Source organism: Enterobacter sp. Ag1 (genome assembly GCA_000277545.1).
Taxonomy (GTDB): domain Bacteria; phylum Pseudomonadota; class Gammaproteobacteria; order Enterobacterales; family Enterobacteriaceae; genus Cedecea.
The window spans coordinates 49,706-74,149 of record AKXM01000058.1 but is presented as its reverse complement, the minus strand read 5'-3'; the positions used below and the strand labels follow the sequence as shown (position 1 = coordinate 74,149).

23 protein-coding genes, 1 tRNA gene and 1 pseudogene are annotated in these 24,444 nt (G+C 55.3%); 8 read left to right on the top strand and 17 right to left on the bottom strand.

Going from position 1 to position 24,444, the window contains the following annotated elements; all coding sequences use genetic code 11:
* The 8 genes and pseudogenes from A936_RS21820 to xerD form a co-directional block, all read right to left on the bottom strand.
* A pseudogene (locus tag A936_RS21820) lies at window positions 1-886 on the bottom strand (IS3 family transposase); the annotation flags it as partial.
* Between the two features lie 189 nt (window positions 887-1,075).
* A tRNA-Gly gene (locus A936_RS21810) sits at window positions 1,076-1,149 on the bottom strand.
* An 88-nt stretch (window positions 1,150-1,237) separates the two neighbouring features.
* Window positions 1,238-1,990 (bottom strand): amidase activator ActS, encoded by a 753-nt coding sequence (gene actS, locus A936_RS21805; RefSeq protein ID WP_008461638.1) that lies wholly within the window; start codon window positions 1,988-1,990, stop codon window positions 1,238-1,240.
* A gap of 66 nt (window positions 1,991-2,056) precedes the next feature.
* Window positions 2,057-3,574, bottom strand: a complete 1,518-nt coding sequence (gene lysS / locus A936_RS21800; RefSeq protein WP_008461635.1) for a lysine--tRNA ligase — start codon at window positions 3,572-3,574, stop codon at window positions 2,057-2,059.
* Between the two features lie 9 nt (window positions 3,575-3,583).
* Window positions 3,584-4,682, bottom strand: a protein-coding gene (gene prfB, locus A936_RS21795) for a peptide chain release factor 2 (protein WP_156107000.1) whose coding sequence is annotated in 2 segments (ribosomal slippage) — window positions 3,584-4,606 and window positions 4,608-4,682 — 1,098 coding nt in all. Because the reading frame shifts where the segments join, the coding sequence is not laid out codon by codon here.
* 139 nt (window positions 4,683-4,821) lie between these two features.
* Entirely contained in the window at window positions 4,822-6,555 is a 1,734-nt protein-coding gene (recJ, locus tag A936_RS21790) for a single-stranded-DNA-specific exonuclease RecJ (protein WP_008461632.1), read from the bottom strand.
* Window positions 6,556-6,561: 6 nt separating this feature from the next.
* On the bottom strand, window positions 6,562-7,278 hold the full coding sequence (gene dsbC / locus A936_RS21785) for a bifunctional protein-disulfide isomerase/oxidoreductase DsbC (RefSeq protein WP_008461630.1): 717 nt from the start codon (window positions 7,276-7,278) through the stop codon (window positions 6,562-6,564).
* A gap of 26 nt (window positions 7,279-7,304) precedes the next feature.
* Window positions 7,305-8,201, bottom strand: a complete 897-nt coding sequence (xerD, locus tag A936_RS21780; RefSeq protein WP_008461629.1) for a site-specific tyrosine recombinase XerD — start codon at window positions 8,199-8,201, stop codon at window positions 7,305-7,307.
* 102 nt (window positions 8,202-8,303) lie between these two features.
* Here xerD and fldB point away from each other — a divergent pair, with 102 nt between their 5' ends.
* Complete coding sequence (gene fldB / locus A936_RS21775; protein WP_008461628.1) at window positions 8,304-8,825, top strand: flavodoxin FldB; 522 nt, start codon at window positions 8,304-8,306, stop codon at window positions 8,823-8,825.
* Here fldB and A936_RS21770 read toward each other — a convergent pair.
* Complete coding sequence (locus A936_RS21770; RefSeq protein ID WP_008461627.1) at window positions 8,822-9,244, bottom strand: protein YgfX; 423 nt, start codon at window positions 9,242-9,244, stop codon at window positions 8,822-8,824. The two genes, fldB and A936_RS21770, sit on opposite strands and share 4 nt — an antisense overlap.
* Window positions 9,225-9,491, bottom strand: a complete 267-nt coding sequence (gene sdhE, locus A936_RS21765) for an FAD assembly factor SdhE (RefSeq protein WP_008461626.1) — start codon at window positions 9,489-9,491, stop codon at window positions 9,225-9,227. The genes A936_RS21770 and sdhE overlap by 20 nt, the downstream gene beginning before the upstream one ends.
* 246 nt (window positions 9,492-9,737) lie before the next feature.
* Between sdhE and ygfZ the strand changes: the two genes are divergently transcribed.
* Window positions 9,738-10,724 carry a tRNA-modifying protein YgfZ gene (ygfZ, locus tag A936_RS21760; protein ID WP_008461625.1) on the top strand — a complete coding sequence of 329 codons (987 nt, stop codon included), beginning with the start codon at window positions 9,738-9,740 and terminating at the stop codon, window positions 10,722-10,724.
* Window positions 10,725-10,782: 58 nt separating this feature from the next.
* On the opposite strand, the gene trhA is transcribed toward ygfZ, so the two are convergent.
* A complete protein-coding gene (gene trhA / locus A936_RS21755; protein WP_008461624.1) occupies window positions 10,783-11,436 on the bottom strand; it encodes a PAQR family membrane homeostasis protein TrhA in 654 nt (217 codons plus the stop codon).
* Window positions 11,437-11,610: 174 nt separating this feature from the next.
* Here trhA and A936_RS21750 point away from each other — a divergent pair, with 174 nt between their 5' ends.
* The 3 genes from A936_RS21750 (at window position 11,611) to A936_RS21740 (ending at window position 14,574) form a co-directional block, all read left to right on the top strand.
* A complete protein-coding gene (locus tag A936_RS21750) occupies window positions 11,611-12,204 on the top strand; it encodes an HD domain-containing protein (protein WP_008461623.1) in 594 nt (197 codons plus the stop codon).
* A gap of 42 nt (window positions 12,205-12,246) precedes the next feature.
* On the top strand, window positions 12,247-12,975 hold the full coding sequence (locus tag A936_RS21745) for a MurR/RpiR family transcriptional regulator (protein ID WP_008461621.1): 729 nt from the start codon (window positions 12,247-12,249) through the stop codon (window positions 12,973-12,975).
* A 165-nt stretch (window positions 12,976-13,140) separates the two neighbouring features.
* On the top strand, window positions 13,141-14,574 hold the full coding sequence (locus A936_RS21740) for a 6-phospho-beta-glucosidase (RefSeq protein WP_008461619.1): 1,434 nt from the start codon (window positions 13,141-13,143) through the stop codon (window positions 14,572-14,574).
* A gap of 71 nt (window positions 14,575-14,645) precedes the next feature.
* Here the strand turns inward: A936_RS21740 and A936_RS21735 are convergent, their stop codons facing one another.
* Window positions 14,646-16,112, bottom strand: a complete 1,467-nt coding sequence (locus A936_RS21735) for a sensor histidine kinase (RefSeq protein ID WP_008461617.1) — start codon at window positions 16,110-16,112, stop codon at window positions 14,646-14,648.
* 4 nt (window positions 16,113-16,116) lie between these two features.
* Window positions 16,117-16,830 (bottom strand): winged helix-turn-helix domain-containing protein, encoded by a 714-nt coding sequence (locus A936_RS21730; protein WP_008461615.1) that lies wholly within the window; start codon window positions 16,828-16,830, stop codon window positions 16,117-16,119.
* A 144-nt stretch (window positions 16,831-16,974) separates the two neighbouring features.
* Here A936_RS21730 and A936_RS21725 point away from each other — a divergent pair, with 144 nt between their 5' ends.
* Genes A936_RS21725 through A936_RS21715 form a run of 3 tightly spaced genes read left to right on the top strand, consistent with a single transcriptional unit; the run spans window position 16,975 to window position 18,665 of the window.
* On the top strand, window positions 16,975-17,586 hold the full coding sequence (locus A936_RS21725; RefSeq protein ID WP_008461613.1) for a cytochrome b/b6 domain-containing protein: 612 nt from the start codon (window positions 16,975-16,977) through the stop codon (window positions 17,584-17,586).
* 9 nt (window positions 17,587-17,595) lie between these two features.
* Entirely contained in the window at window positions 17,596-18,357 is a 762-nt protein-coding gene (locus A936_RS21720; RefSeq protein WP_008461612.1) for a molybdopterin-dependent oxidoreductase, read from the top strand.
* Window positions 18,358-18,392: 35 nt separating this feature from the next.
* Window positions 18,393-18,665, top strand: a complete 273-nt coding sequence (locus A936_RS21715) for a pentapeptide MXKDX repeat protein (protein WP_008461611.1) — start codon at window positions 18,393-18,395, stop codon at window positions 18,663-18,665.
* 43 nt (window positions 18,666-18,708) lie between these two features.
* Here A936_RS21715 and A936_RS21710 read toward each other — a convergent pair whose 3' ends face one another.
* The 4 genes from A936_RS21710 to gcvT form a co-directional block, all read right to left on the bottom strand.
* Window positions 18,709-19,452, bottom strand: a complete 744-nt coding sequence (locus A936_RS21710; RefSeq protein ID WP_008461610.1) for an SDR family oxidoreductase — start codon at window positions 19,450-19,452, stop codon at window positions 18,709-18,711.
* Between the two features lie 217 nt (window positions 19,453-19,669).
* Window positions 19,670-22,543, bottom strand: coding sequence for an aminomethyl-transferring glycine dehydrogenase (gcvP, locus tag A936_RS21705; protein ID WP_008461609.1), 2,874 nt, complete (start codon window positions 22,541-22,543; stop codon window positions 19,670-19,672).
* 55 nt (window positions 22,544-22,598) lie between these two features.
* Entirely contained in the window at window positions 22,599-22,988 is a 390-nt protein-coding gene (gcvH, locus tag A936_RS21700) for a glycine cleavage system protein GcvH (RefSeq protein WP_008461608.1), read from the bottom strand.
* Window positions 22,989-23,017: 29 nt separating this feature from the next.
* Window positions 23,018-24,115: a glycine cleavage system aminomethyltransferase GcvT gene (gcvT, locus tag A936_RS21695; protein ID WP_008461606.1), complete on the bottom strand. Its 1,098-nt coding sequence runs from the start codon at window positions 24,113-24,115 to the stop codon at window positions 23,018-23,020.
* Window positions 24,116-24,444 lie beyond the last annotated feature (329 nt).

Below are 24,444 nucleotides of genomic sequence, written 5' to 3'. Positions count from 1 at the left end.
GGTCGTGAGAAGTCGATGCGGATCCCTCTTTCGTACACCCATTTGTACAGCATTTTCCCTGCAAGTTCAGAGCCATTATCGGTTTTCAGCCATTGTGGTAAGGGACGTCTGAGTGCAATGGCGTTCAGCATCTCTGCGACCTCCATTGAGCGCAGATTCTGACCCACGCAAATCCCCAGACATTCGCGCGTGTAGAGATCAATGACCGTCAGCAGACGTAGCCGACGCCCGTCAAATAAGGCGTCAGATACAAAATCCATGCTCCAGACATAGTTCGGATACAACCCCTGAGGCTGGGGCTGTCGCCGCTGTGCCGATTTATTTCGGCGCGGGCGTTTGAGGCGCAGGGACAGACCCTTCTCGCGATAGAGCCGGTAAATGCGTTTGTGATTATCCCGCCAGCCTTCCCGCCTGAGCATGACGTGAACTCTGCGGTAGCCATAGTGGACCCGGGTTTCAGTGATCTCCCTGATACGCAGGCGGAGCGCGCTGTCGTCTGCCGCCACAGCACGGTAGCGGAAAGCGCTGCGGCTGATCCGTAGTGCAAAACAGATCTGCCGCTCGCTGGCCCCGTAACGTGCCTGCAAATCCCGGCCCCATTCACGCAGACACGCCAGCGTCAGTTCTTTTTTTCCAGCACATCCTGCAGCATGGACTTGTCGAGGCTCAGATCGGCTACCAGCTTCTTCAGCCTGAGATTCTCTTCCTCAAGCTGCCGCATGTCCTTCAGCTCAGAAGGGGAAATCCCGCCGTATTTTTTTCGCCAGGTGTAAAACGTGGCATCGGAGATACCCAGCTTACGGCAAACTTCGGGCACGCTCGTACCCGGTTCGGCCTGTTTCAGGGCAAAGACAATCTGCTCTTCGGTGAATCGTGACTTTTTCATCGGCACCACCTCCGTTCAGGGAAGTATTCATCATGCCGGAATTCTGTTTCTGAATGGAGCAGGATTTTGGGTCAGGGTCACAATCACGCAACAGGTACTGGCGAAGAAAAATGGGCAGTGAAAGTTGTATCTGCTTTAGCGAGACTGATTCACTGTCTGAAGAAAAGTTTCTTTATATTCTAAGGAGGTTGGAGCGGGCGAAGGGAATCGAACCCTCGTATAGAGCTTGGGAAGCTCTCGTTCTACCATTGAACTACGCCCGCTTTGAGGTGCGTTACGCATTATAGACTTTCAGCACTCGCTGGCAAGTGCCTTTGTGTCCAGGTGATGGTTTTTCAAGCACTTTTTAAATTAACACGACGGTTTTAGGTAACGCTGAGGGTCAATTGCTGTGGCCCGGTAGCGAATCTGAAAGTGCAAACGCACCGAATCCGCCCCAGTGCTGCCCATCGTGGCAATTTTCTGCCCTGCCTTCACTTTCTCTCCGGTATTAACCAGCATCGTGTCGGTGTGGGCATAGGCGGTGATGTACTCTTCGCTGTGTTTGATCATCACAAGATTGCCGTAGCCGCGCAGCTGGTTACCGACATAAACCACCGTTCCCGCGCCGGAAGCATAAATAGGCTGCCCGCGAGAGCCTGAGATATCAATGCCTTTATTGCCGCCGTCGCTGCTGGAGAACGGTTCAACAATGTTGCCCTTCGTCGGCCACAACCAGCAGCGTGCTCCCACCGGCGGCGGCGCCACCTTTGCTATGGTCGTGTTTTGCGAACGAGCTGGCGCAGTGGTGTTTTTGGCCATGGCGGTGTTTTTCGGCCGGCTTGCAGAGCCTGAGCCTTTGATCCGAATACGCTGGCCCACCTGGATAGTATAAGGCGCAGGGATCCCGTTCAGTCGGGCGAGGTCACCCACGCTGCTGCCGGTCATTCTGGAAATTTTTGAGAGCGTATCGCCGCGCTTAACGGTGTAAACCGCGCCGCTAAACGTGCCTTCGTTTCGGGTACTTTTGGCTGGTTTTGAGGAGGAGCAGGCCGTCAGCATCAGGCTCGTCATGATAATGAAAGCGGTGATGTGCCAGCGTTTTAAAATGCTTTCCTTGCGCAAACCAGGCCCCGGAAACGTTGATGAACTTGAGGAAAATCCCCCTCCTTACGGAGGGGAATGAGGGCGTTACTTAGTCGGACGCAGAGCCGGGAACAGGATAACGTCGCGGATCGTGTGGCTGTTGGTGAACAGCATAACCATGCGGTCGATACCGATACCCAGACCCGCCGTTGGCGGCAGACCGTGCTCCAGCGCGGTGACGTAGTCTTCGTCGAAGAACATCGCTTCGTCGTCGCCTGCCGCTTTCGCATCAACCTGGTCCTGGAAACGCTGCGCCTGGTCTTCCGCATCATTCAGCTCGGAGAAGCCGTTGCCGATTTCACGGCCACCGATGAAGAACTCAAAGCGGTCAGTGATTTCCGGGTTTTCGTCGTTACGGCGCGCCAGGGGAGAGACTTCTGCCGGGTATTCGGTGATGAAGGTCGGCTGAATCAGGTGGCTTTCCGCAACCTCTTCGAAGATTTCGGTCACTACGCGGCCCAGGCCCCAGCTCTTCTCAACTTTGATACCGATACTTTCCGCGATGGCTTTCGCAGAGTCAAAGTTATCCAGATCGGCCAGGTCGGTTTCTTGACGGTGCTTTTTAATAGCTTCACGCATGGTGAGCTTTTCAAACGGTTTGCCGAAGTCGAAGGTCTCTTCGCCATACTGCACTTCGGTGGTGCCCAGCACGTCCTGAGCCAGAGTACGGAACAGGGATTCGGTCAACTCAATCAGATCTTTGTAGTCCGCGTAAGCCATATAGAGTTCCATCATGGTGAACTCTGGGTTATGGCGCGGGGAGATGCCTTCGTTACGGAAGTTACGGTTGATTTCGAAGACGCGGTCGAACCCACCCACCACCAGACGCTTCAGGTACAGCTCTGGCGCGATACGCAGGTACATGTCGATGTCCAACGCATTATGGTGCGTGATAAACGGACGAGCGGATGCGCCGCCAGGGATCACCTGCATCATTGGGGTTTCAACTTCCATAAAGTCGCGGCCCACCATGAACTGGCGGATGCCGGCCATGATTTTAGAGCGCACTTTAAAGGTATTGCGGGACTCTTCGTTAGCGATCAGGTCCAGATAACGCTGGCGATAGCGGGTTTCCTGATCGGCCAGGCCGTGGAATTTGTCCGGCAGCGGGCGCAGCGCTTTGGTCAGCAGACGCAGTTCGGTACAGTGAATGGACAGCTCGCCGGTTTTGGTTTTAAACAGCTTACCGCGCGCGCCCAGGATATCGCCCAGGTCCCACTTTTTGAACTGCTCGTTGTAGATGCCTTCCGCCAGGTCATCACGGGAGACATACAGCTGAATACGGCCGCCAACGTCTTGTAAGGTCACGAAGGACGCTTTACCCATGATACGGCGGGTCATCATACGACCAGCCACGCTTACCTCAACGCCGAGGTCTTCAAGCTCTTCGTTCTCTTTCGCATCGAAATCAGCGTGCAGTTGGTCTGAGGTGTGATCGCGGCGGAAATCGTTCGGGAATGGGATACCCTGCTCACGCAGAGCTACCAGCTTCTCACGGCGCGCTTTCAGTTCATTGTTAAGATCGGCTGCTGCGTCAACGCCCTGTGCTTGTTGTTCAGACATGTTGGTTCCTCATAACCCTGCTTTCAAACTTGCTTCGATAAATTTGTCCAGATCGCCGTCCAGCACAGCCTGCGTGTTGCGGGTTTCAACCCCGGTGCGCAGATCTTTAATGCGGGAGTCGTCGAGGACGTAAGAACGAATCTGGCTGCCCCAGCCGATATCCGATTTGTTGTCTTCCAGCGCCTGCTTCTCAGCATTCTTTTTCTGCATTTCCAGCTCGTACAGCTTCGCCTTCATCTGCTTCATCGCCTGGTCTTTGTTCTTGTGCTGAGAACGGTCATTCTGGCACTGGGTCACGGTGCCGGTTGGAATATGGGTAATACGTACCGCAGATTCCGTACGGTTAACGTGCTGACCACCCGCACCGGATGCGCGATAAACGTCAATGCGCAGGTCCGCCGGGTTGATGTCAATATCAATGTTGTCATCCACTTCCGGGTAAACAAACGCGGAGCTGAACGAGGTATGGCGGCGGCCACCGGAGTCAAACGGACTCTTACGCACCAGACGGTGAACGCCGGTTTCCGTACGCAGCCAGCCAAAGGCATAATCGCCCTGAATGCGAATGGTCACGGACTTGATGCCCGCCACGTCGCCTTCAGACTCTTCAATAATTTCGGTTTTGAAACCGCGAGCTTCTGCCCAGCGCAAGTACATACGCTCCAGCATGCTCGCCCAGTCCTGCGCTTCCGTACCGCCTGAGCCTGCCTGAATATCGATGTAGCAGTCGGCGCTGTCGTACTCGCCAGAGAACATGCGGCGGAATTCAAGCTGCGCCAGTTTGGCGTCCAGCACATCCAGCTCGGCAACGGCCTCGTTAAAGGTCTCTTCATCGTCGGCTTCTACCGCCAGCTCCAGCAGGCCGGAGACATCTTCCAGGCCCTGAGACATCTGATCTAACGTGTCGACGATGGCTTCCAATGAGGAACGTTCTTTCCCCAACGCCTGTGCGCGTTCAGGTTCGTTCCAGACATCGGGCTGTTCAAGCTCGGCGTTTACTTCTTCGAGGCGCTCTTTCTTGGCATCGTAGTCAAAGATACCCCCTAAGAACGTCGCTGCGCTCTGTGAGGTCCTGGATGCGGCTTTTTACCGGGTTAATTTCAAACATGCGTAATTTCTTATGTTGATTTCAGAAGACGAAATGCGGTCGTAAACCGGAAAGTTTACCGGATTTACGCCGCATTTTGTAGCATTCTCCCTGACATATAGCCAAGTAATTAACGCTGCAGCAGCGTCGAGAATGCGGGCTATATCGGCCAGAGATGATCGATTAAAAGCTGCACGCTGCGGTTGCCGCGGAACTCGTTCACGTCCAGCTTGTAGGCCAGCTCAACTTCGCGCACACCGTTGTCCGGCCAGCGGGTGGTATCCACGTTGAAGGCGATACCGTCCAGCAGCGGACCGCCACCGACAGGCTCCACCATCACCTTCAGGTGACGCTCGCCCACCAGGCGCTGCTGGAGAATACGGAACTTGCCGTCAAACAGCGGCTCCGGGAACATTTGCCCCCACGGCCCGGCGTCTCTGAGCATCTCCGCCACTTCGAGCGTCATCTCCTGCGCGGACAGCTGACCGTCGGACCAGATTTCCCCCTGTAACAACGCCGGGTCCAGCCACTCACCGACCAGGTCGCCAAAACGCTGGCGAAACTCCTCAAAGCGAGCCTCTTCCAGCGACAAGCCTGCGGCCATGGCATGACCGCCGAACTTCAGCATCATGCCCGGATAAAGCGTATCCAGACGTTCTAAGGCATCACGCATGTGCAGCCCCTGAACTGAACGGCCGGACCCTTTAAGCGTGCCGTCTCCCGCAGGCGCGAACGCGATGACCGGGCGGTGGAAACGCTCTTTGATGCGCGAGGCCAGAATGCCGACCACGCCCTGGTGCCATTCCGGGTGATACATTGCCAGCCCGTAAGGCAGGGCTTCGCTACTGCGCTCCAGCTGTTCGCAAAGGGTCAGCGCTTCGACCTGCATGCCTTGTTCAATTTCTTTCCGCGTTTGGTTCAGCGCGTCCAGCTCGTTAGCCAGCATACGCGCTTCACCAATGTTTTCGCTGAGCAGCAGCGCCACGCCAACCGACATATCATCCAGTCGGCCTGCGGCGTTCAGGCGCGGCCCCAGCGCAAAGCCCAGATCGCTGGCGGCGATCTTTTGCGGCTCACGATTAGCCACTTCAAGCAGCGCGCGAATGCCGGGACGGCATTTCCCCGCGCGAATGCGGCTTAACCCTTGCCAGGTCAAAATGCGGTTGTTGGCATCCAGCGGCACAACGTCCGCCACGGTGCCCAGCGCGACTAAATCGAGCAGTTCTGCAAGATTCGGAATGGCCAACCCACGCTGTTCGAACCAGCCGTTATCACGCAGATGCGTGCGCAGCGCCAGCATCAGATAAAACGCGACGCCGACACCAGCCAGGGATTTAGATGGAAATGCGCAGTCGGCGAGATTCGGGTTAATGATAGCTTCAGCAGCGGGAAGTGTTTCCCCTGGCAGGTGGTGATCGGTCACCAGCACCGGGATCCCCAGTGCATGGGCGCGCTCAACGCCCGCATGGGATGAGATGCCGTTGTCGACGGTCACGATCACCTGCGCACCGCGGGCATGGGCCTGATCGACCACTTCCGGGCTAAGCCCGTAACCATCCTCAAAGCGATTAGGCACCAGGTAGCCAATATTCTCAGCCCCCATGCTGCGCAGGGCCAGAACGCTTAGCGCGGTACTGGTTGCCCCATCGGCATCAAAATCGCCGACAACGATGATGCGCAAGCCTTCGCGAAAGGCGTTATAAAGCATGACCACGGCCCGATCGATGCCGCTGAGCTGTTGCCACGGCAGCATCCCTTTTACGCCGCGCTCCAGCTCTTGTTCGCCACGCACGCCCCGGCTGGCATACAGCCGCTGTAACAAAGGAGGCAGCGTAGCCGGAAGCGCCACCGAGCTGTCAACGACCCGGCGGCGGAGTTGCGTTTGCTGTTTCACCCGAAATTAACCACCCGCTTTCATTAACTGCTTGTGGGCATCCAGCATTTGTTTCATTTCTTTAGGCCCCTGATAACCCGGGATCATGCTGCCGTTGCTCAGCACGATCGCTGGCGTCCCCTGCACGCCAAACTGCACGCCCAGGTTGTAGTGGTTAGCCAGGTTAATGTCACAGCTTGCCGGTGCCACATCACCGCCCTTCATTGCGGCATCGAACGCTTTGTTACGGTCTTTCGCGCACCAGATAGACTTCATGTCGCTCTCGGCCTGGCTTTGCAGCCCCTGACGAGGGAATGCCAGATAACGCACGGTGATCCCCAGCGCGTTGTAGTCGCTCATCTCTTCATGAAGCTTGTGGCAGTAGCCGCAGGTGATGTCGGTGAACACCGTAATCACATGCTGCTCCTTCGGCGCTTTGTAGATAATCATCTCTTTTTCCAGCGCGTTCAGCTTGCCGATCAGCAGTTGGTTGGTCACGTTCACCGGCTGAGCGCCGCTCACGTCATACAGCGGCCCCTGAATCACATGTTTGCCGTCTTCGGTGACATAAAGTACGCCGCTATCGGTCAACACAGTTTTCATCCCGGCAACCGGTGCAGCCTGAATCTCTGCGCCCTGCACGCCCAGCTTCGCCAAAGATTGTTTAATAGCGGCGTCATCCGCGTGAGCAATACCGGAAACGGAAGCGGCCAGCAGCGAAAGCAGCCAAAAACCTTTTTTCATGAGGATTCCTTTATCTCTTGTAGCACTCACGCTCGAGGGTGGTGCTGTTGATGCAGCTGGCGTAAACGCGCCGTCGCTACATGTGTATAAATTTGTGTGGTGGACAAATCACTATGGCCCAGCAGCATCTGTACGACACGAAGATCCGCGCCATGGTTCAGCAGGTGCGTGGCAAAAGCGTGGCGTAGCACATGCGGAGACAGTTTTTCACTGTCGATACCGGCCAGCACGGCATAGTGCTTAATGCGGTGCCAGAAGGTTTGCCGCGTCATTTGCTGTGCGCGATTGCTGGGGAAAAGCACATCCAGAGACTGCCCGTTTAACAACTCCGGGCGGCCATACTTCAGGTACTCTTCAATCCAGTACACCGCCTCTTCGCCCAGCGGCACGAGACGCTCTTTGTTGCCTTTACCAATCACTCGCACCACGCCCTGCCGCAGGCTGATATCGCTCATTGTCAGCCCAACCAGCTCCGAGACGCGCAGCCCGGTTGCGTACAAGACTTCAAGCATGGCTTTATCACGCAGTTCAATAGGCTGATCGACACACGGAGATTGCAACAGCCGTTCAACCTGAGCCTCGCTTAAATCCTTCGGCAAACGCTGGGGAAGTTTGGGCGATGAAAGCAGCGCACTGGGGTCGTCTTCCCGCATTTTTTCGCGATACAGGTACTGAAATAACCGCCGCATAGCGCTGAGCAACCGCGCGGAACTGGTGGCTTTATAACCGCCCTCGACGCGCTCCGCAAGCAGCGACTGGAGATCCGAAGCCTGAACGGTTAAAAAACTGAGTTGCTGACGCTGCAGCCACTCGGCCACCATAGTGAGATCGCGGCGATAAGAGCTGAGCGTATTTTCGGCCAGATTTCTTTCCAGCCACAGCGCATCCAGAAACTGTTCGATACGGATCTTATCCTGCTCCACGCTCCACTCCTGATTTGGCGAATTGTGTCCATTATGCATGATGGCGAATGGGATCTGGTACACTTGGCCATCTGCACGCGATTAAAATGAGTTGTTATTGCTATGAACATTGGTCTTTTTTACGGCTCCAGCACCTGCTACACCGAAATGGCCGCCGAAAAAATTCGCGACATTATTGGTCCTGAACTGGTGACGCTTCACAACCTGAAAGACGATGCCCCGGCCATGATGGAGCAGTATGACGTTCTGATCCTGGGCATACCGACCTGGGATTTTGGCGAACTGCAGGAAGACTGGGAAACCGTCTGGCCGCAGCTGGATGACCTGAACCTGGAAGGCAAACTCGTGGCGCTTTACGGCATGGGCGATCAGCTTGGCTACGGTGAGTGGTTCCTGGATGCGTTAGGCATGCTGCACGACAAGCTGGCACCGCGCGGGGCACAGTTCATCGGCTACTGGCCAACAGAAGGCTATGAATTTACCAGCCCAAAACCGGTCATTGCCGACGGGCAGCTGTTTGTTGGCCTGGCGTTGGATGAAACCAACCAGTACGACCTGAGCGACGAACGCATTGAAACCTGGTGCGAGCAAATTCTTGGCGAAATGGCCGAACGCTTCGCTTAAATCTGCCCGCTTCCGCTCGCCTGTTGCTGCATCAGCAGGCGGCGTAGATCGCGCCATTCACCGATGTCCATGCTGTCAGCCGCCAGCCAAAGATGCTGGCAACGATGCTTTCCGGCACAACGCAGTCTTAGCATCGCCCCGCTGTCAATCATCCATGGATTTCCGACGATATCCCAGTCACGCCCCTGCCAACGCAGACGAAAATCCGTCAGCAGTTTAATTTCGCCCTGGCGAGCGTGAATGCGGCGCTGGCTGCGCACGCTGTCGAAAACCACAAGGGAAAGCAGCAGCATCCAGACCAGCGTGTAGCTCATCGGCCACGGCATTAGTAGCACGAATAGCGCCACCAGGCCGTGGAGAAGCAACGACATCCATTGCGCGCGCCAGGAAACCCGGAGATCAGATTGCCACAGGACCACGTTCTTTATTCCGTGTCTGAATCAGGGCAACCATACGCTGAAGCTCGGCATCTGCTGGTTTACCGTGATTCATCAACCAGTTAAACAGGTCTGGATCGTCAGACTCCAGCAGGCGAACAAACAGCTGTTTGTCGCTGTCGCTGAGCGTTTCGTATTCATGTTCGAAGAACGGCATAATCGAAATATCGAGCTCGCGCATTCCACGGCGGCATGCCCAGTGAATTCGGGCTTTATTATTGATATCCATGTGCACTTTCCTGCTTAGCCATCAAGTTGGGTACGGAGTTAGTGTAACGTGTTTTCGTCACCGGGATTACCTGAATGTTCCATTGTGCGCGCTTTCCCCACACAAACCCGTGTAACAGCACCGATTGCACAAGATTCCCCGAGGCAACACGCAAACGCACGAATGGCGTTATCAAACTGCTTGCATTGCCCTATGGCTCTTTTACCATTGAGAAATTAAACCGTTGGATAACCCGGGATCTTTGTTATGGCTTTTAATCCGTTTCCTCCTCGCCAGCCCAGTGCCGCCGCCCGTCTACCGCTGACACTAATGACGCTCGACGACTGGGCTCTCGTGTCTGCCGTGGGTGCAGACACTGAGAAATATCTTCAGGGTCAGGTGACTGCCGACGTCGCGAAACTTGACGCGGGCCAGCATCTGCTCTGCGCCCATTGCGATGCCAAAGGGAAGATGTGGAGTAACCTGCGTCTGTTTCATCGGGGCGAAGGCTTTGCGTTTATTGAGCGCCGCAACCTGCGTGACGCCCAGCTTACAGAGCTGAAGAAATATTCCGTTTTCTCCAAAGTCACTTTCAATGCGGATGACGCCAGCGTCCTGTTAGGGTTGGCGGGTTTCCAGGCGCGTTCTGCGCTTGCAGCCGTTTTCACTGCGCTGCCGGATGAAGATACTCAGGTTGTCCAGCACGGCGCAACAACTCTGTTGTGGCTAAATCTGCCGGCGGAGCGCTTCCTGATTGTCACTGACGAAGAAACGGCTCAGACGTTAACCGAAAAACTCAGTGAAGAAGCACAGCGTAATGATAGCCAGCAGTGGCTGACGCTGGATATCGAGGGTGGATTGCCGGTCATTGATAGTGTAAACAGCGCTCAGTTTATTCCACAGGCAACAAACCTTCAGGCGCTGGGCGGTATCAGCTTTAAAAAAGGCTGCTACACCGGCCAGGAAATGGTTGCCCGAGCCAAGTTCCGCGGGGCAAATAAACGCGCACTCTGGCTGCTGGCCGGGAGCGCAAGCCGCGTGCCTGAAGCAGGCGAAGATCTTGAGTTGCAGATGGGTGAAAACTGGCGTCGTACCGGCACCGTGCTGGCCGCTTCACGATTGGAAGATGGCCGTCTTGTTGTGCAGGCGGTGATGAACAACGATCTTGAACCGAACAGCGTCTTGCGCGTGCGTGATGATGCAAACGGCAAGCTCTCACTGGAGCCACTGCCCTATTCTCTGGAAGAAAATTAATCGAACATTGAGCCCCGAAACCGGGGCTCAATAATTTGATTTTGGCGAGTTAGACGCTTTAACGAATATAGAGATAAATCGCGAGGAAATGGCAGACGCTGCCGCCCAGCACAAACCCATGCCAAATGGCATGGTTGTATGGAATACGTTTGCAGACGTAGAAAATCACCCCCAGCGAGTAAACAATACCGCCAATCGCCAGCAGCGTAACGCTGCCCGGTGCCAGTTTGACCACCATTTGGTAGATGACGACCAGCGACAGCCAGCCCATCAGCAGATAGGTCACCAGCGACAACACCTTAAACCGGTGTGCAATGGTGAGCTTAAACAGGATCCCCGCCAGCGCCAGGCTCCAGATAACAATCATCAGCCCCTTCGACAGCGGCGAGTTGAGCCCTACCAGCAAAAACGGGGTATACGTGCCGGCGATCAGCAGGTAAATGGCGCAGTGGTCGAACTTTTTAAGCCACCGCTTGGCCCGCTCATGTGGAATAGCGTGGTAAAGCGTTGAGGCGAGAAACAGCAGGATCATGCTGCCGCCGTAAAGACTGTAGCTGGTAATTGCCGTTGCGCTGGCATTGGCATCGACCGCCTGCACCAGCAACAACACCAGGCCAACAATACCGAACACCAACCCAATGCCGTGGCTAATGCTATTGGCTACTTCCTCTGCCAGAGAATATCCATGCGCGACAAGTGGTTTACGAGCCATCTGGCTCCTCCCGAGATAAAGAAGAATAACGCAGCGTTCCTAGCCTAACTGAGAATGATTCCAGTGAACACATGTAAGCTAAAATAAATATGTGAGCGTCTGTGACGACGCCCTTCGTCAGCCTGGAGGATTTCTTTTACAATCAAACGACAGCCAAAAAACAGGGAAAACACGATGCAACAGGCATTTGGTGAAATGAGTGCGGTTATCCATTTCCTGATGGAGATTGATAAGCTGAAGCTGGTTCAGCGTCGCACCAAAATCATCGGTCATGAAAAACATGAAAACTCTGCCGAGCACAGCTGGCACTTCGCTATGGCGGCAATGAGCCTCGCCCCCTGGGCCGAAAAAGAGGTGAATATCCAGCGCGTGATCCAAATGGCGCTGCTGCACGACATCGTAGAAATCGATGTTGGCGATGTGCTGGTTTATGACATTGCGGCCCGTGAAGCCATCGCTGAAAAAGAAGCGGCGGCGGCACGCCGCCTGTTTGGTTTGTTGCCTGCGCCGCAGGGGCCACAATTTCTGGCTTTGTGGCAAGAATATGAGGCAGACACCACGCCCGACGCCCGCTTTGCCGGGGCGCTGGATCGCATTTTACCTATTCTGCTTAACCTGCATAACGAAGGGCAGAGCTGGCGAGAGAATAATATTTCCCTGCAGCAGGTATTAACTCGCAATGCGCAGGTGGGAGAAAGCTGGCCGGAATTGTGGCAACATGTCGAGCGTCAATTATATCGGGCGCACGAGAAAGGCTGGCTGCGTTAGTTCCAGCCATCCGTAAGCACCGTACCAGCAGGAAGAAAAAGTATGTTTACCCATGCGGCAATCGCCACCCTGAACGGCCTCGAAATGATGGTGTACAACTTTGTCATTAAAAACAAAGACAAAGTCATGTACATGACCATTCGAGAGCTGGCGGATGCCGCAGGAGTCTCCACCACGACCGTGTTGCGTTTTTGCCGCAAACTCAACTGTGAAGGGTATTCCGAGTTTCGCGTTCGTTTTAAATTATATCTGGAGCAAACGGAAACTCAGCCCGCCAATTTCGGCAGCAGCGAAATTATCAGTTTTTTTAAAAGTACCAATAATGAAGAATTCGATAATTTAATCGACCACGCCGTTGATATTATTTGCTCCTCCGAGCGTATTATTTTTGTTGGCGCGGGAACATCCGGTGCTTTAGCTAAATATGGTGCACGTTTTTTCTCAAACGTTGGTAAATTTAGCAACCATATTGATGATCCTTATTTTCCGGTCACCAATGATATGGCACGAAACGCGCTGGCTATTGTGCTTTCCGTTTCAGGTGAGACGGAGGAGATCCTGCGCTTTGCCAGCCAGTTCAGCCTTCACCACTGTAAAGTGATGTCTGTCACCAGCCATGAAAACTCGTCGCTGGCGAAATTAGCCGACTTTAATATTTCCTGGCATATTCCACCGGTACGTATTGCCGGAGTGTATGACATCACTACACAAATCCCCGTTATTTATATTCTTGAAACCATTGGCCGCCGCCTGGCAAAAAGAATGCTATAAAAAAACACCCTGTTTTTTATTTGTGACAAATCACAATTCGCGCTATTTGTTATATCGTGACAATCCGTTTTCATTTGTTAGACTCCAAAGCAGAAATAATACTTTCAGCGCGACGATGTGAACCTACGCACATTATTTCATGCGCTAACAATGAGATGAAAGAATATGAAACAACTTAAGTTACCGAAGGACTTTTTATGGGGCGGTGCGGTTGCCGCTCACCAGGTGGAAGGCGGCTGGAACAAAGACGGTAAAGGCCCAAGCATTTGTGACGTACTGACGGGCGGCGCCCACGGCGTCCCGCGCGAGATAACTCTGCAGGTCGAAGCCGGGAAATACTACCCGAACCACGAAGCGATTGATTTTCATGGCCGCTACAAAGAAGACATTAAGCTGTTTGCCGAGATGGGCTTCAAATGCTTCCGTACCTCCATTGCCTGGACCCGCATTTTCCCCAACGGCGACGAGCAGCAGCCTAACGAAGCTGGCCTGAAGTTCTACGACGATATGTTCGATGAGCTGCTGAAATACAATATCGAGCCGGTCATCACCCTCTCCCACTTCGAAATGCCGCACCACCTGGTGACCGAATACGGCGGCTGGACCAACCGAAAAGTGGTCGATTTCTTTGTTCGTTTCGCCGAAGTCGTGTTCGAGCGTTACAAGAGCAAAGTGAAGTACTGGATGACCTTTAACGAAATCAATAACCAGCGTAACTGGCGCGCGCCGCTGTTCGGCTACTGCTGCTCCGGTGTGGTTTACACTGAGCACGACAACCCGGAAGAGGTGATGTACCAGGTGCTGCACCACCAGTTTGTGGCGAGCGCAATGGCGGTGAAGATCGGCCACCGCATCAACCCTGAGATGAAAATCGGCTGCATGCTCGCCATGGTGCCTCTGTACGCCTTCTCCTGTAAGCCTGAAGACCAAATGTTTGCGCAAGAATCAATGCGTGAACGCTATGTGTTTACCGACGTGCAGCTGCGTGGCTATTACCCGTCTTATGTACTGAACGAATGGGAACGCCGCGAGTTCAACATTAAAATGGAAGCCGGTGACGAGCAGATCCTGCGCGAAGGCGTCTGTGATTATCTCGGGTTCAGCTACTACATGACGAACGCCGTTCAGGCCGAAGGCGGCAGCGGCGATGCGCTTTCCGGCTTCCAGGGTAGCGTGCCAAACCCGCACGTCAAAGCCTCTGACTGGGGCTGGCAGATTGACCCGGTTGGCCTGCGCTATGCGCTGTGCGAACTGTATGAGCGCTACCAGAAGCCGCTGTTCATCGTGGAAAACGGCTTTGGCGCCTACGACAAAGTAGAGGCAGACGGCTCCATCAACGATGACTACCGCATTGATTATCTGCGCTCTCACGTGGAGGAATTGAAAAAAGCCGTGACCTACGACGGTGTGGATCTGATGGGCTACACGCCATGGGGCTGCATCGACTGCGTGTCGTTTACCACCGGCCAGTACAGCAAGCGCTACGGCTTTATCTACGTCAACAAACACGACGACGGCACTGGAGATATGTCGCGCTCCCGCAAGAAGAGCTTCAACTGGTACAAGGAAGTGATCGCCAGCAATGGCGAGAATCTCTAAACGATCACCACCTCCATAGGAGGTGGTTTAGCGTTGATAAGCAAAAGGCGCCTTCATGGCGCCTTTTTTATTTAAACGGGCAACCCAAACCGGAAGCAGGCCCCGCGCTTTGGCTGGTCCACCAGCGAAATGTCGCTGCCGTGCAGTTGCAGCATCTGGCGCACAATCATCAGCCCAAGCCCGCCAACCCTGAGCCGGGATTGATTCACAATCGAAGGCCGCACAAACAGCCCCTCTTTTAGCTCCTGCGGAATGCCTGGCCCGCTGTCGCTGACCTGCACCATGACTTTATCCACCTCTTTCCACAGCCGGACTGAAATCATGCCTTTGTCCGGCGTATGGCGGATGGCGTTGTCCAACAGATTGGTCAACACACGCTCGATCATGCTGACATCGGCTTCAATCAGCGGCAGTCCTGGCTGGATGTCAGCTAAAAGTTCAAGTTGGCGAGTTTGCGCCGGAAGCTCAAATTTCTGGAACACATCCTGCAGCAATTCGCTCAGGGAGAAGCTCTCTTTGTGTGGCTTCACCACCCCGTATTCCAGCCTGGCCAGTTCGAACAGCGACTGCGCCAGCGCCCCAACCTTCTGACTCTGGGCCAGCGCAATATCCAGATAGCGCTTTTTCTCCGCCTCGCTCAGCGTAGCCGACATGACCGAGAGGCTTTCCAGGTAACCATGCAGCGACGTTAGCGGCGTTCTCAGGTCATGGGAGATATTGGCGATAAACTCGCGCCGCAGCTGATCTTGCTGAGTCAGGCTATGCCACTGCTCGGAGATTCGCCCGGCCATAGCAATCACCCCGTGACGCAGTTGGGCCAGCTCATCCCCATCTCCTCCTGGATTTTGCGGCAGAGCCGCCATGGCCTGCATTTCGGCCATCCCTCCTGATTCCAGCGCCTTAACGTGCTGCGAAAGTTCGCGTAACGGGCGTGTGATCCAGCGAAACGCCAGGCCGCCCACCACCAACCCCAGCACGCAGACCAGGCTGAGCAGAAACAGGCTTAGCTTTAAAACGGCATCAAACTGAGCGCTGTTGGCAAGCTGATTGTAGGTTTCCCCCAGCAGCACCACATACAAATAGCCCTCCAGCTTGCCGTCTCGCATCATCGGCGCCACGCTAAACACTTTCTGCCCGTCCAGGCTGCGCGGGTCGTCGCCATAAAGCGGGAATTTGCCGCCGTTCAGCGCGGCCCGTAGCGGAGCGAGATCGACCTGCTGGCGCTTAATATGCCCATCCGGGGCTGCATCACCAATGATATTGCCTTGTTTATCCAGCAGATAAACTTCCACGCTGGGGTTAACGGCCATCAGATGGTCGAACAGCGTGCGGACCGAGTCTTTGTTCAGCCCGTCCTGCCCGAGCAGAGGGTAGCTCTGGTTGATGTGCTGCGCCAGGTCACCGGAAAGTTGCTGAATCACGGCCTGGCTGTATTGCGTGCTGGTACGCACCTGCAGCCAGCCCAAAAAGGCGCAGGCGGTCAGCAGCAACACGGCAAAAACCAGCGTCAGGCGTCGGGAAAGCGTAAGAATTCGCATAGGGTTACTCACGTATCAGGGCGGTAAACTTATAGCCTTTACCCCACACGGTGCGGATAAAATTCGGCTCCGCCGGGTTATCTTCAATCTTGATGCGCAGCCGGTTGATGTGGGTGTTTACGGTGTGCTCATAGCCTTCGTGCTGGTAGCCCCAAACCTGGTTGAGCAGGTGCAGCCGCGAAAACACTTTGTCCGGGTTGCGGGCGAAAAAGTACAGCAAATCAAACTCACGCGGGGTGAGATCTATCGGCATCTGATTCAGCCGAACATCTCTGGCCAGCGGATCAATCGTAAGCGGGCCAAAAGTCAGCGTGCCGGCGTCTATCTTGAGGTTCTGGCTCATGGCCTCCTGACGGCGGAACAGCGCCTTCACGCGGGCGACCAGTTCGAGCATTGAAAACGGTTTCGCCAGGTAGTCGTCCGCGCCCAGCTCAAGCCCCAGCACGCGGTGCGTTTCGCTGGAGCGGGCGCTGATCATAATAATCGGCGTGTACCGCGTCATGCTTCTGGCAAAGCGGCAAATCTCCAGGCCATCGACGCCGGGCAGCATCAGATCGAGAATCAGCGCATCCCAGCCGCCCTGCCTGAGCTTTTCCAGGCCGAGATTGCCGTCGGCGGCATGCACAATTTCAAAGCCTTCTTCCCGCAAATGCAGCTGCAGAAGCTCGGCGATATTTTCGTCGTCTTCTACGATCAGTATTTTTTTTGCCTGATTCACTTTGTCTGTCCCCACACGCTGGCATAGCCAAAGTTTACACAACTCGCGTCGGTTAAGTTGTCACATTTAATTTAACTTTGCGTGAGGCAATGGGGAACAAATCTGGCCAATACTCGCTGCATCGAATCACGAGGAAGCCGGACGATGGAAAGCTCAACGCTGCATACCGCCCCAACGCTCATTCACCCACTGTGGCTGAGGCTCTGCCACTGGCTGAATGCGCTGGCGATCCTGATTATGGTCACCAGCGGCTGGCGCATTTATAACGCCTCTCCGCTGTTTCATTTCCAGTTTGCCAACGAACTGACACTCGGCGGCTGGCTGGGTGGCGCGCTGCAGTGGCACTTCGCCGGGATGTGGCTGTTTGCGGTCAACGGCGTGATTTATCTGCTGTGCAATCTCTTCAGCGGCCGCTTTAAGCAGAAATACTGGCCCTTATCGCCTCGCGAATTCTTCCAGGACGCCTTTGCGGCGCTGCGGGGGAAATTAGCCCACGCTGACCTGAGCCATTACAACATGGTGCAAAAGGCGGCCTATCTGTTTGTTATCGCCGATAGCCTGCTACTGGTTATTTCCGGCCTCGTCGTGTGGAAATCCGTGCAGTTTGCCCTGCTGCGAGAATTGCTTGGCGGCTATGACACAGCGAGGTTTATCCACTTTTATGCCATGTCCGCCCTGGTCGGTTTCGTGGTGATTCATCTGCTGATGGTGGCGCTGGTGCCCCGCACGTTGCTCGCCATGCTCCGTGGCCGCTGAGGAAGAAACATGAGCGATAAAAACGAAATCATTAAAGAAGCGACGCAGCTGATTAATAAGCAGCTCACGCAGGAAGGCCGCCGTCGTTTTTTAAAGCAGAGCTTAACGCTCGGCGGCATCGCGATGCTCACCGGCTGCGATATCAGCGATAACGCCACGGTTGAAAGTTCGCTCAGCAAGATTTCACGTTTTAACGACCGCATTCAGGCCTGGCTGTTTAACGGCAGCCAACTGGCACCGGTTTACCCGGAAAGCATGATCGACGCTAACTTCCCGTTTAACGCCTTTTACGGCGAGGACGAGGCGCCGGACATCAACGGCGACAGCTACCGCCTGGAGCTTGCCGGGCTAATTACCGACAAGCGCCCGTGGACGCTGGCACAGCTGCACCAGATGGCGCAGGTCAGCCAGGTGACCCGCCATATCTGCGTCGAAGGCTGGAGCGCCATCGGCAAATGGGGCGGCGTCCCTTTTGCCCTGTTCCTGAAAGGGATTGGCGCCGACCTGCGAGCCAAATACGTCAGCTTTAAATGCGCGGATGACTACTACACCAGCATTGATATGGCCACCGCGCTGCATCCACAAACGCTGATTGCTTTAACCTGGGATGGCAAAGTCCTGCCGCGCAAATATGGCTACCCGATGAAACTGCGTATCCCTACCAAACTCGGCTACAAGAACCCGAAGCATATTCAGGTCATTGAAGTCACCAATCGCTACCCCGGCGGCTACTGGGAAGACCAGGGCTATAACTGGTTCGGTGGTAGTTAACTCTCTGTCTCACTGCAAAATCAAGGAAATACATCATGAAAAAGATCTACGCTGCCCTGCTGTGCTCCACCATGCTGTTCGGTATCGCCGGGGCTAACGCTGCCGACTCGATGAGCAAGGATTCCATGGCCAAAGACGGCATGGGCAAAATGACCCACACCTGTAAAGACGGCATGAACAAAGACGGCATGAAGAAAGATTGCATGTCCAAAGATGGCATGAAGAAAGACGGGATGAGCAAAGACCCTATGGGCAAAGACAGCATGGCCAAAGACGGTATGGCGAAAGACAGCATGAGCAAGCAATAAGCCTGACGCTACGCCAGTCTCACCCTCTTCTGGCGTAGCGAACTCATTTCCCACCTGCCGCATCAATAAAGGTGCCGGTCACGTAAGATGCCTTTTCGCTCAGCAGCCATAGAATGGCCTCCGCGATCTCTTCCGGCTGACCGCCGCGCTGCATCGGCAATGCCGTTTTCACCCGATCAACTCTCCCCGCTTCTCCACCGGAAGCATGCATTTCGGTATAAATAAAACCGGGCCGCACGCCGTTCACGCGGATCCCCTGCGCGGCAACCTCTACCGCCAGCCCGGTGGTCAACGTATCGACGGCTCCTTTGGACGCGGCATAATCAACATATTCCCCAGCAGCGCCTAAGCGGGACGCGGCAGAAGAGACATTCACAATGGCTCCACCTTCCCCACCATGACGCCATGCCATGCGCTTCACCGCTTCCCGGCAGCAGAGAAAATATCCGGTAACGTTTGTCGTCAGCACGCGATTGATACGTTCCGCCGTAAGGTTTTCAATGGTCGATTGCTGGAACAAGATGCCGGCGTTATTCACCAGGGCGGTCAGCGGCCCAAATGCGTTATCGATTTCGGCGAACATCGCCATCACCTGCAGCTCATCGGCAATATCCGCCCGCAGCGCCAGCGCTTCTCCGCCCTGGGCAATGATCGTCTTGACCACTTCATCCGCAGCCTGCTTATTGCGGAGGTAGTTCACCACCACTTTATAACCATGCTGAGCCAGCAAAAGCGAGGTTGCTTTACCCATTCCCCGGCTGCCGCCGGTAACCAAAGCTATCTTCATGTGACTCTCCAGAAACAAGAAAGGGCACCGAAGTGCCCTTAAGGTTGATGACAAAGAGGAAAAAAGCGTGGTTTTTTCCTCTTTGTGATTATCAGCCGAAAATCAATAAATTGATTTTCCTTATTTTTTTGACGAATCGTCTAGCATTTCTACTATCACCAGAGGATTGTCAGCAGTCTTTAGGGCACCGAAGTGCCCTTGATTCAATCTGTAAAAACTATTCGTACTCGCTCATCGGCACGCAGGAGCAGAACAGATTGCGGTCGCCGTAAACGTCGTCAAGGCGTTTCACGGTTGGCCAGTATTTATTGCCGTGACCTGCCGGGAAGACCGCCAGTTCGCGGGTGTACGGGTGCGCCCACTCGGCAACAATTTCATCCTGAGTGTGCGGCGCGTTCACCAGCGGGTTGTCTTCCAGCGGCCATTCGCCTGCAACGACGCGGTCGATTTCGCTGCGGATGGACAGCATCGCATTAATAAAGCGGTCCAGCTCCACTTTGCTTTCGGATTCGGTTGGCTCAACCATCAGCGTGCCCGCTACCGGGAACGACATGGTTGGCGCGTGGAAGCCGAAGTCGATCAGGCGCTTGGCGATATCCAGCTCGCTGATGCCGGTTTCTTCTTTCAGCGGACGAATATCCAGAATACATTCGTGAGCCACACGGCCATTCGCGCCGGTGTAGAGCACCGGATACGCGGATTTCAGGCGGGTCGCGATGTAGTTGGCGTTCAGAATCGCTACGGAGCTGGCTTTCTTCAGGCCGTCCGCGCCCATCATGCGGATGTACATCCAGCTGATTGGCAGAATAGAGGCGCTGCCAAACGGGGCGGCGGAAACCGCGCCTTGCTGGGTCAGCATCTCTTCAATCTGCACCACGCTGTGGCCCGGTACAAACGGAGCCAGATGCGCTTTCACGCCGATTGGGCCCATGCCCGGACCGCCGCCGCCGTGCGGAATGCAGAAGGTTTTGTGCAGGTTGAGGTGTGAAACGTCCGCGCCGATATACCCCGGCGTGGTGATCCCCACCTGGGCGTTCATATTGGCGCCGTCCAGGTAAACCTGTCCCCCAAACTGATGCACGATCTGGCACACTTCGCGGATCGTTTCTTCGTACACGCCGTGAGTGGACGGGTAAGTCACCATGATGCAGGAGAGCGCTTCGCCCGCCTGTTCGGCTTTAACACGCAGATCCTGCAGATCGATGTTGCCTTGTTTATCACAAGCCACGACGATCACTTCCATACCCGCCATTTGCGCCGAAGCCGGGTTGGTACCGTGCGCAGAGCTTGGGATCAGGCAGATGTTGCGGCTGCCTTCGTTGCGGCTTTCGTGGTAGCGGCGGATAGCCAGCAGGCCAGCGTATTCGCCCTGGGCGCCGGAGTTCGGCTGCATGCACAGCGCGTCGTAGCCGGTCAGTTTCACCAGCCAGTCGGACAGCTGGGCGATCATCTGGTGGTAGCCTTCGGCCTGGTTTGCCGGGCAGAACGGGTGCAGCTCGGCAAATTCCGGCCAGGTGATCGGGATCATTTCGGCCGCGGCGTTCAGCTTCATGGTGCAGGAACCGAGCGGGATCATCGCCTGGTTGAGCGCCAGATCTTTACGCTCCAGAGAGTGCATGTAGCGCATCATCTCGGTTTCGCTGTGGTAGCGATTAAAGACCGGGTGGGTCAGGATCTCGTCATCGCGCAGCATCGGAGCCGGAATGGACTGGCTGTCGTTGGCAACGTCACGATCCAGCTTGTCGATATCCAGGCCGTGAGCATCGCCCAGCAGCACGTCGAACAGAGCAACAACATCTTCACAGGTGGTGGCTTCATCAAGAGTGATGCCTACCGCGTTCAGGATGTCGCTACGCAGGTTAATTTCACGCGCTTCGGCACACGCCAGCACGGCGGCTTTATCAGCCACTTCAACACAAAGGGTGTCGAACCAGTGTTTGTGGCGCAGAACCAGACCTTTCTGCTGCAGACCAGCGGCCAGAATGTCGGTCAGGCGGTGGATGCGGCCTGCAATGCGTTTCAGGCCAGCCGGGCCGTGGAAGACCGCATACAGGCTGGCAATGTTCGCCAACAGCACCTGGGAAGTACAGATGTTGGAGTTCGCCTTCTCGCGGCGGATGTGCTGCTCGCGGGTTTGCATCGCCATGCGCAGCGCGGTGCGGCCAGCGGCATCGCGGGAAACGCCGATAATACGGCCTGGCATGGAACGTTTAAATTCATCGCGAGCACCGAAGAACGCCGCGTGCGGGCCGCCGTAGCCCATTGGGACACCGAAGCGCTGGGCAGAGCCGAAGACAATGTCCGCACCCTGTTTGCCCGGCGCGGTCAGCATCACCAGCGTCATGAAATCTGCGGCTACGCTGACCACAACTTTACGCTGTTTCAGCTCGGCAATCAGAGCCGTGTAATCATGCACTTCGCCGGTGGTGCCCACCTGCTGAAGCAGCACGCCGAACACATCCTGATGGTCCAGCACTTTCGCCGCATCATCGACAATGACGTCAAAACCGAAGGTTTCCGCGCGGGTACGCACCACGTCCAGCGTTTGTGGATGAACGTCAGAGGCCACGAAGAAACGGTTAGCGTTTTTCAGCTTGCTGACGCGCTTAGCCATCGCCATAGCTTCGGCTGCCGCGGTAGCTTCATCAAGCAGAGAAGCGGAAGCGATATCCATGCCGGTCAGGTCAAGCGTGACCTGCTGGAAGTTCAGCAGCGCTTCAAGACGCCCCTGGGAAACTTCAGGCTGGTAAGGCGTGTAGGCGGTGTACCAGCCTGGGTTTTCCAGCATGTTACGCAGAATCACCGGCGGCGTTTGTACCGCGGTGTAACCCATGCCAATGTAATTTTTGAAGCGTTTATTGCGGCTGGCAATGCCTTTTAACTCTGCCAGGGCCGCAAACTCGGTCGCCGCGGCGCCAATCTGAGGCGGCTCAGCAAGCTGAATGTCCTGCGGAACAATGCTGGCGATCAGGTCGGGGAGCGTCTTCGCGCCGACGGTCTCCAGCATCTCTTGCTGCTGCTGCGCGTCCGGGCCAATGTGACGATCGATAAACGCTTCGTGATTCTCTAACTGACGTAAAGACTGGGTCATGAGCGGTGATTCCTGAAATGGTTTCCCCTCCCCACCAGGGAGAGGGGTTTAAAAATTACTCGTCTTCTAACAGTGCTTCATAGGCAGAAGCATCCAGCAGCGCGGCAACCTGTGCTTCGTCGCTGGCTTTAATTTTGAAGATCCAGCCTTCGCCGTAAGGTTCGCTGTTGACCAGCTCCGGGCTGTCGCTCAGCGCGTCGTTGACCGCAACGATTTCACCGCTGATTGGGGCGTAGATGTCAGAAGCCGCTTTCACGGATTCAGCAACGGCACAATCATCACCGGCAGAAACGGTGGCGCCCACTTCAGGCAGGTCAACAAATACCATGTCGCCCAGCAGTTCCTGTGCGTGTTCGGTGATGCCTACGGTGTAGCTGCCATCAGCTTCTTTACGCAGCCATTCGTGCTCTTTGCTGTATTTCAGTTCGTTCGGCACATTGCTCATTGTTTTCTCCTGATACCTGATTTCAAAATTTAAAGCGCGACCGGCTTACCGGCGCGAACAAAAATAGGTTTGGTGACTTTGACCGGCATTTCGCGGTTGCGGATCTGCACGATCGCCGTTTCACCGATGCCCGCCGGGACGCGAGCCAGCGCAATGCTGTAGCCGAGCGTTGGCGAGAAGGTGCCGCTGGTGATTGCCCCTTCGTGCGTATTGCCCTGCGCGTCGGTAAACCGTACCGGCAGCTCATTACGTAATACGCCTTTTTCGGTCATGATCAAGCCAACCAGCTCTTCGGTACCGTTCGCGCGCTGTGCTTCCAGCGCTTCACGGCCGATAAAATCACGATCTTCAGGCTGCCACGCGATGGTCCAGCCCATGTTCGCGGCTAGTGGAGAAACGCCTTCGTCCATGTCCTGGCCGTAAAGGTTCATGCCAGCTTCAAGACGCAGCGTGTCGCGAGCGCCCAGGCCGCACGGCTTAACGCCCGCCTCAACCAGCTGCGCCCAGAATCCCGCGGCCTTGTCGTTCGGCATCGCAATTTCATAGCCCGCTTCGCCGGTGTAGCCGGTGGTGGCAATAAACAAATCACCGGACTGCACGCCAAAGAACGGTTTCATGCCTTCAACGGCTTTACGCTGCGCTTCGCTAAACAGCGTGGCGGCTTTGGCCTTCGCATTCGGCCCCTGAACGGCAATCAGCGCCAGGTCGTCACGCACGGTGACGGACACGCCAAACGGTTCAGCGTGCTGGTTGATCCAGGCAAGGTCTTTTTCACGAGTAGCGGAGTTAACAACGAGGCGGAAATAGTCTTCGGTGAGGAAATAGATAATCAGGTCGTCAATAACGCCGCCGGAAGCATTGAGCATGGCAGTGTAAAGCGCTTTGCCCGGCTGGGTGAGTTTGGCGACGTCGTTGGCGACCAAGTAACGCAGAAACTCGCGGGTACGGCCGCCGTGCAGATCGACGATGGTCATGTGCGACACGTCGAACATACCGGCGTCGGTGCGTACGGCGTGGTGCTCATCAATTTGCGAGCCGTAGTGCAGCGGCATCATCCAGCCGTGGAAATCAACCATGCGGGCACCGCAGAGCGTGTGCTGTTCAAATAAGGGGGTCTGTTGAGTCATCTTTTCCTCTTTAACCATCTGGTGGCAAGGCGGATTTGGCTTTGCCAACCGTCAGACGAAACCCGGCATCGCCACCGTTCCCCGATAGCGACGCAAACGTTACCTTTGACCTGAACTTACCACCGAACGGGGGCGTAAACCATAAGCGAAAAACGGTCATTGCATTAGCTTATGACCAAAATGGGAGAGGAAGTGTGCAGAGTAATTCACTGTAAAAATGCGATTCACTCCACATTAACAGCAGGTATTTAGTGTCGAATTTAGCATTGGCTAACATTTACGACCATTTCAGAAACAAATTGACTACATCGCATAATTTGTAAGATTAG

Coding starts and splice junctions, on each gene's coding strand:
- lysS (WP_008461635.1), bottom strand. CDS start 3,574: ATGTCTGAACAACAAGCACAGGGCGTTGACGCAGCAGCCGATCTTAAC.
- dsbC (WP_008461630.1), bottom strand. CDS start 7,278: ATGAAAAAAGGTTTTTGGCTGCTTTCGCTGCTGGCCGCTTCCGTTTCC.
- fldB (WP_008461628.1), top strand. CDS start 8,304: ATGAACATTGGTCTTTTTTACGGCTCCAGCACCTGCTACACCGAAATG.
- sdhE (WP_008461626.1), bottom strand. CDS start 9,491: ATGGATATCAATAATAAAGCCCGAATTCACTGGGCATGCCGCCGTGGA.
- ygfZ (WP_008461625.1), top strand. CDS start 9,738: ATGGCTTTTAATCCGTTTCCTCCTCGCCAGCCCAGTGCCGCCGCCCGT.
- trhA (WP_008461624.1), bottom strand. CDS start 11,436: ATGGCTCGTAAACCACTTGTCGCGCATGGATATTCTCTGGCAGAGGAA.
- A936_RS21750 (WP_008461623.1), top strand. CDS start 11,611: ATGCAACAGGCATTTGGTGAAATGAGTGCGGTTATCCATTTCCTGATG.
- A936_RS21745 (WP_008461621.1), top strand. CDS start 12,247: ATGTTTACCCATGCGGCAATCGCCACCCTGAACGGCCTCGAAATGATG.
- A936_RS21740 (WP_008461619.1), top strand. CDS start 13,141: ATGAAACAACTTAAGTTACCGAAGGACTTTTTATGGGGCGGTGCGGTT.
- A936_RS21735 (WP_008461617.1), bottom strand. CDS start 16,112: ATGCGAATTCTTACGCTTTCCCGACGCCTGACGCTGGTTTTTGCCGTG.
- A936_RS21725 (WP_008461613.1), top strand. CDS start 16,975: ATGGAAAGCTCAACGCTGCATACCGCCCCAACGCTCATTCACCCACTG.
- A936_RS21720 (WP_008461612.1), top strand. CDS start 17,596: ATGAGCGATAAAAACGAAATCATTAAAGAAGCGACGCAGCTGATTAAT.
- A936_RS21715 (WP_008461611.1), top strand. CDS start 18,393: ATGAAAAAGATCTACGCTGCCCTGCTGTGCTCCACCATGCTGTTCGGT.
- A936_RS21710 (WP_008461610.1), bottom strand. CDS start 19,452: ATGAAGATAGCTTTGGTTACCGGCGGCAGCCGGGGAATGGGTAAAGCA.
- gcvP (WP_008461609.1), bottom strand. CDS start 22,543: ATGACCCAGTCTTTACGTCAGTTAGAGAATCACGAAGCGTTTATCGAT.
- gcvH (WP_008461608.1), bottom strand. CDS start 22,988: ATGAGCAATGTGCCGAACGAACTGAAATACAGCAAAGAGCACGAATGG.
- gcvT (WP_008461606.1), bottom strand. CDS start 24,115: ATGACTCAACAGACCCCCTTATTTGAACAGCACACGCTCTGCGGTGCC.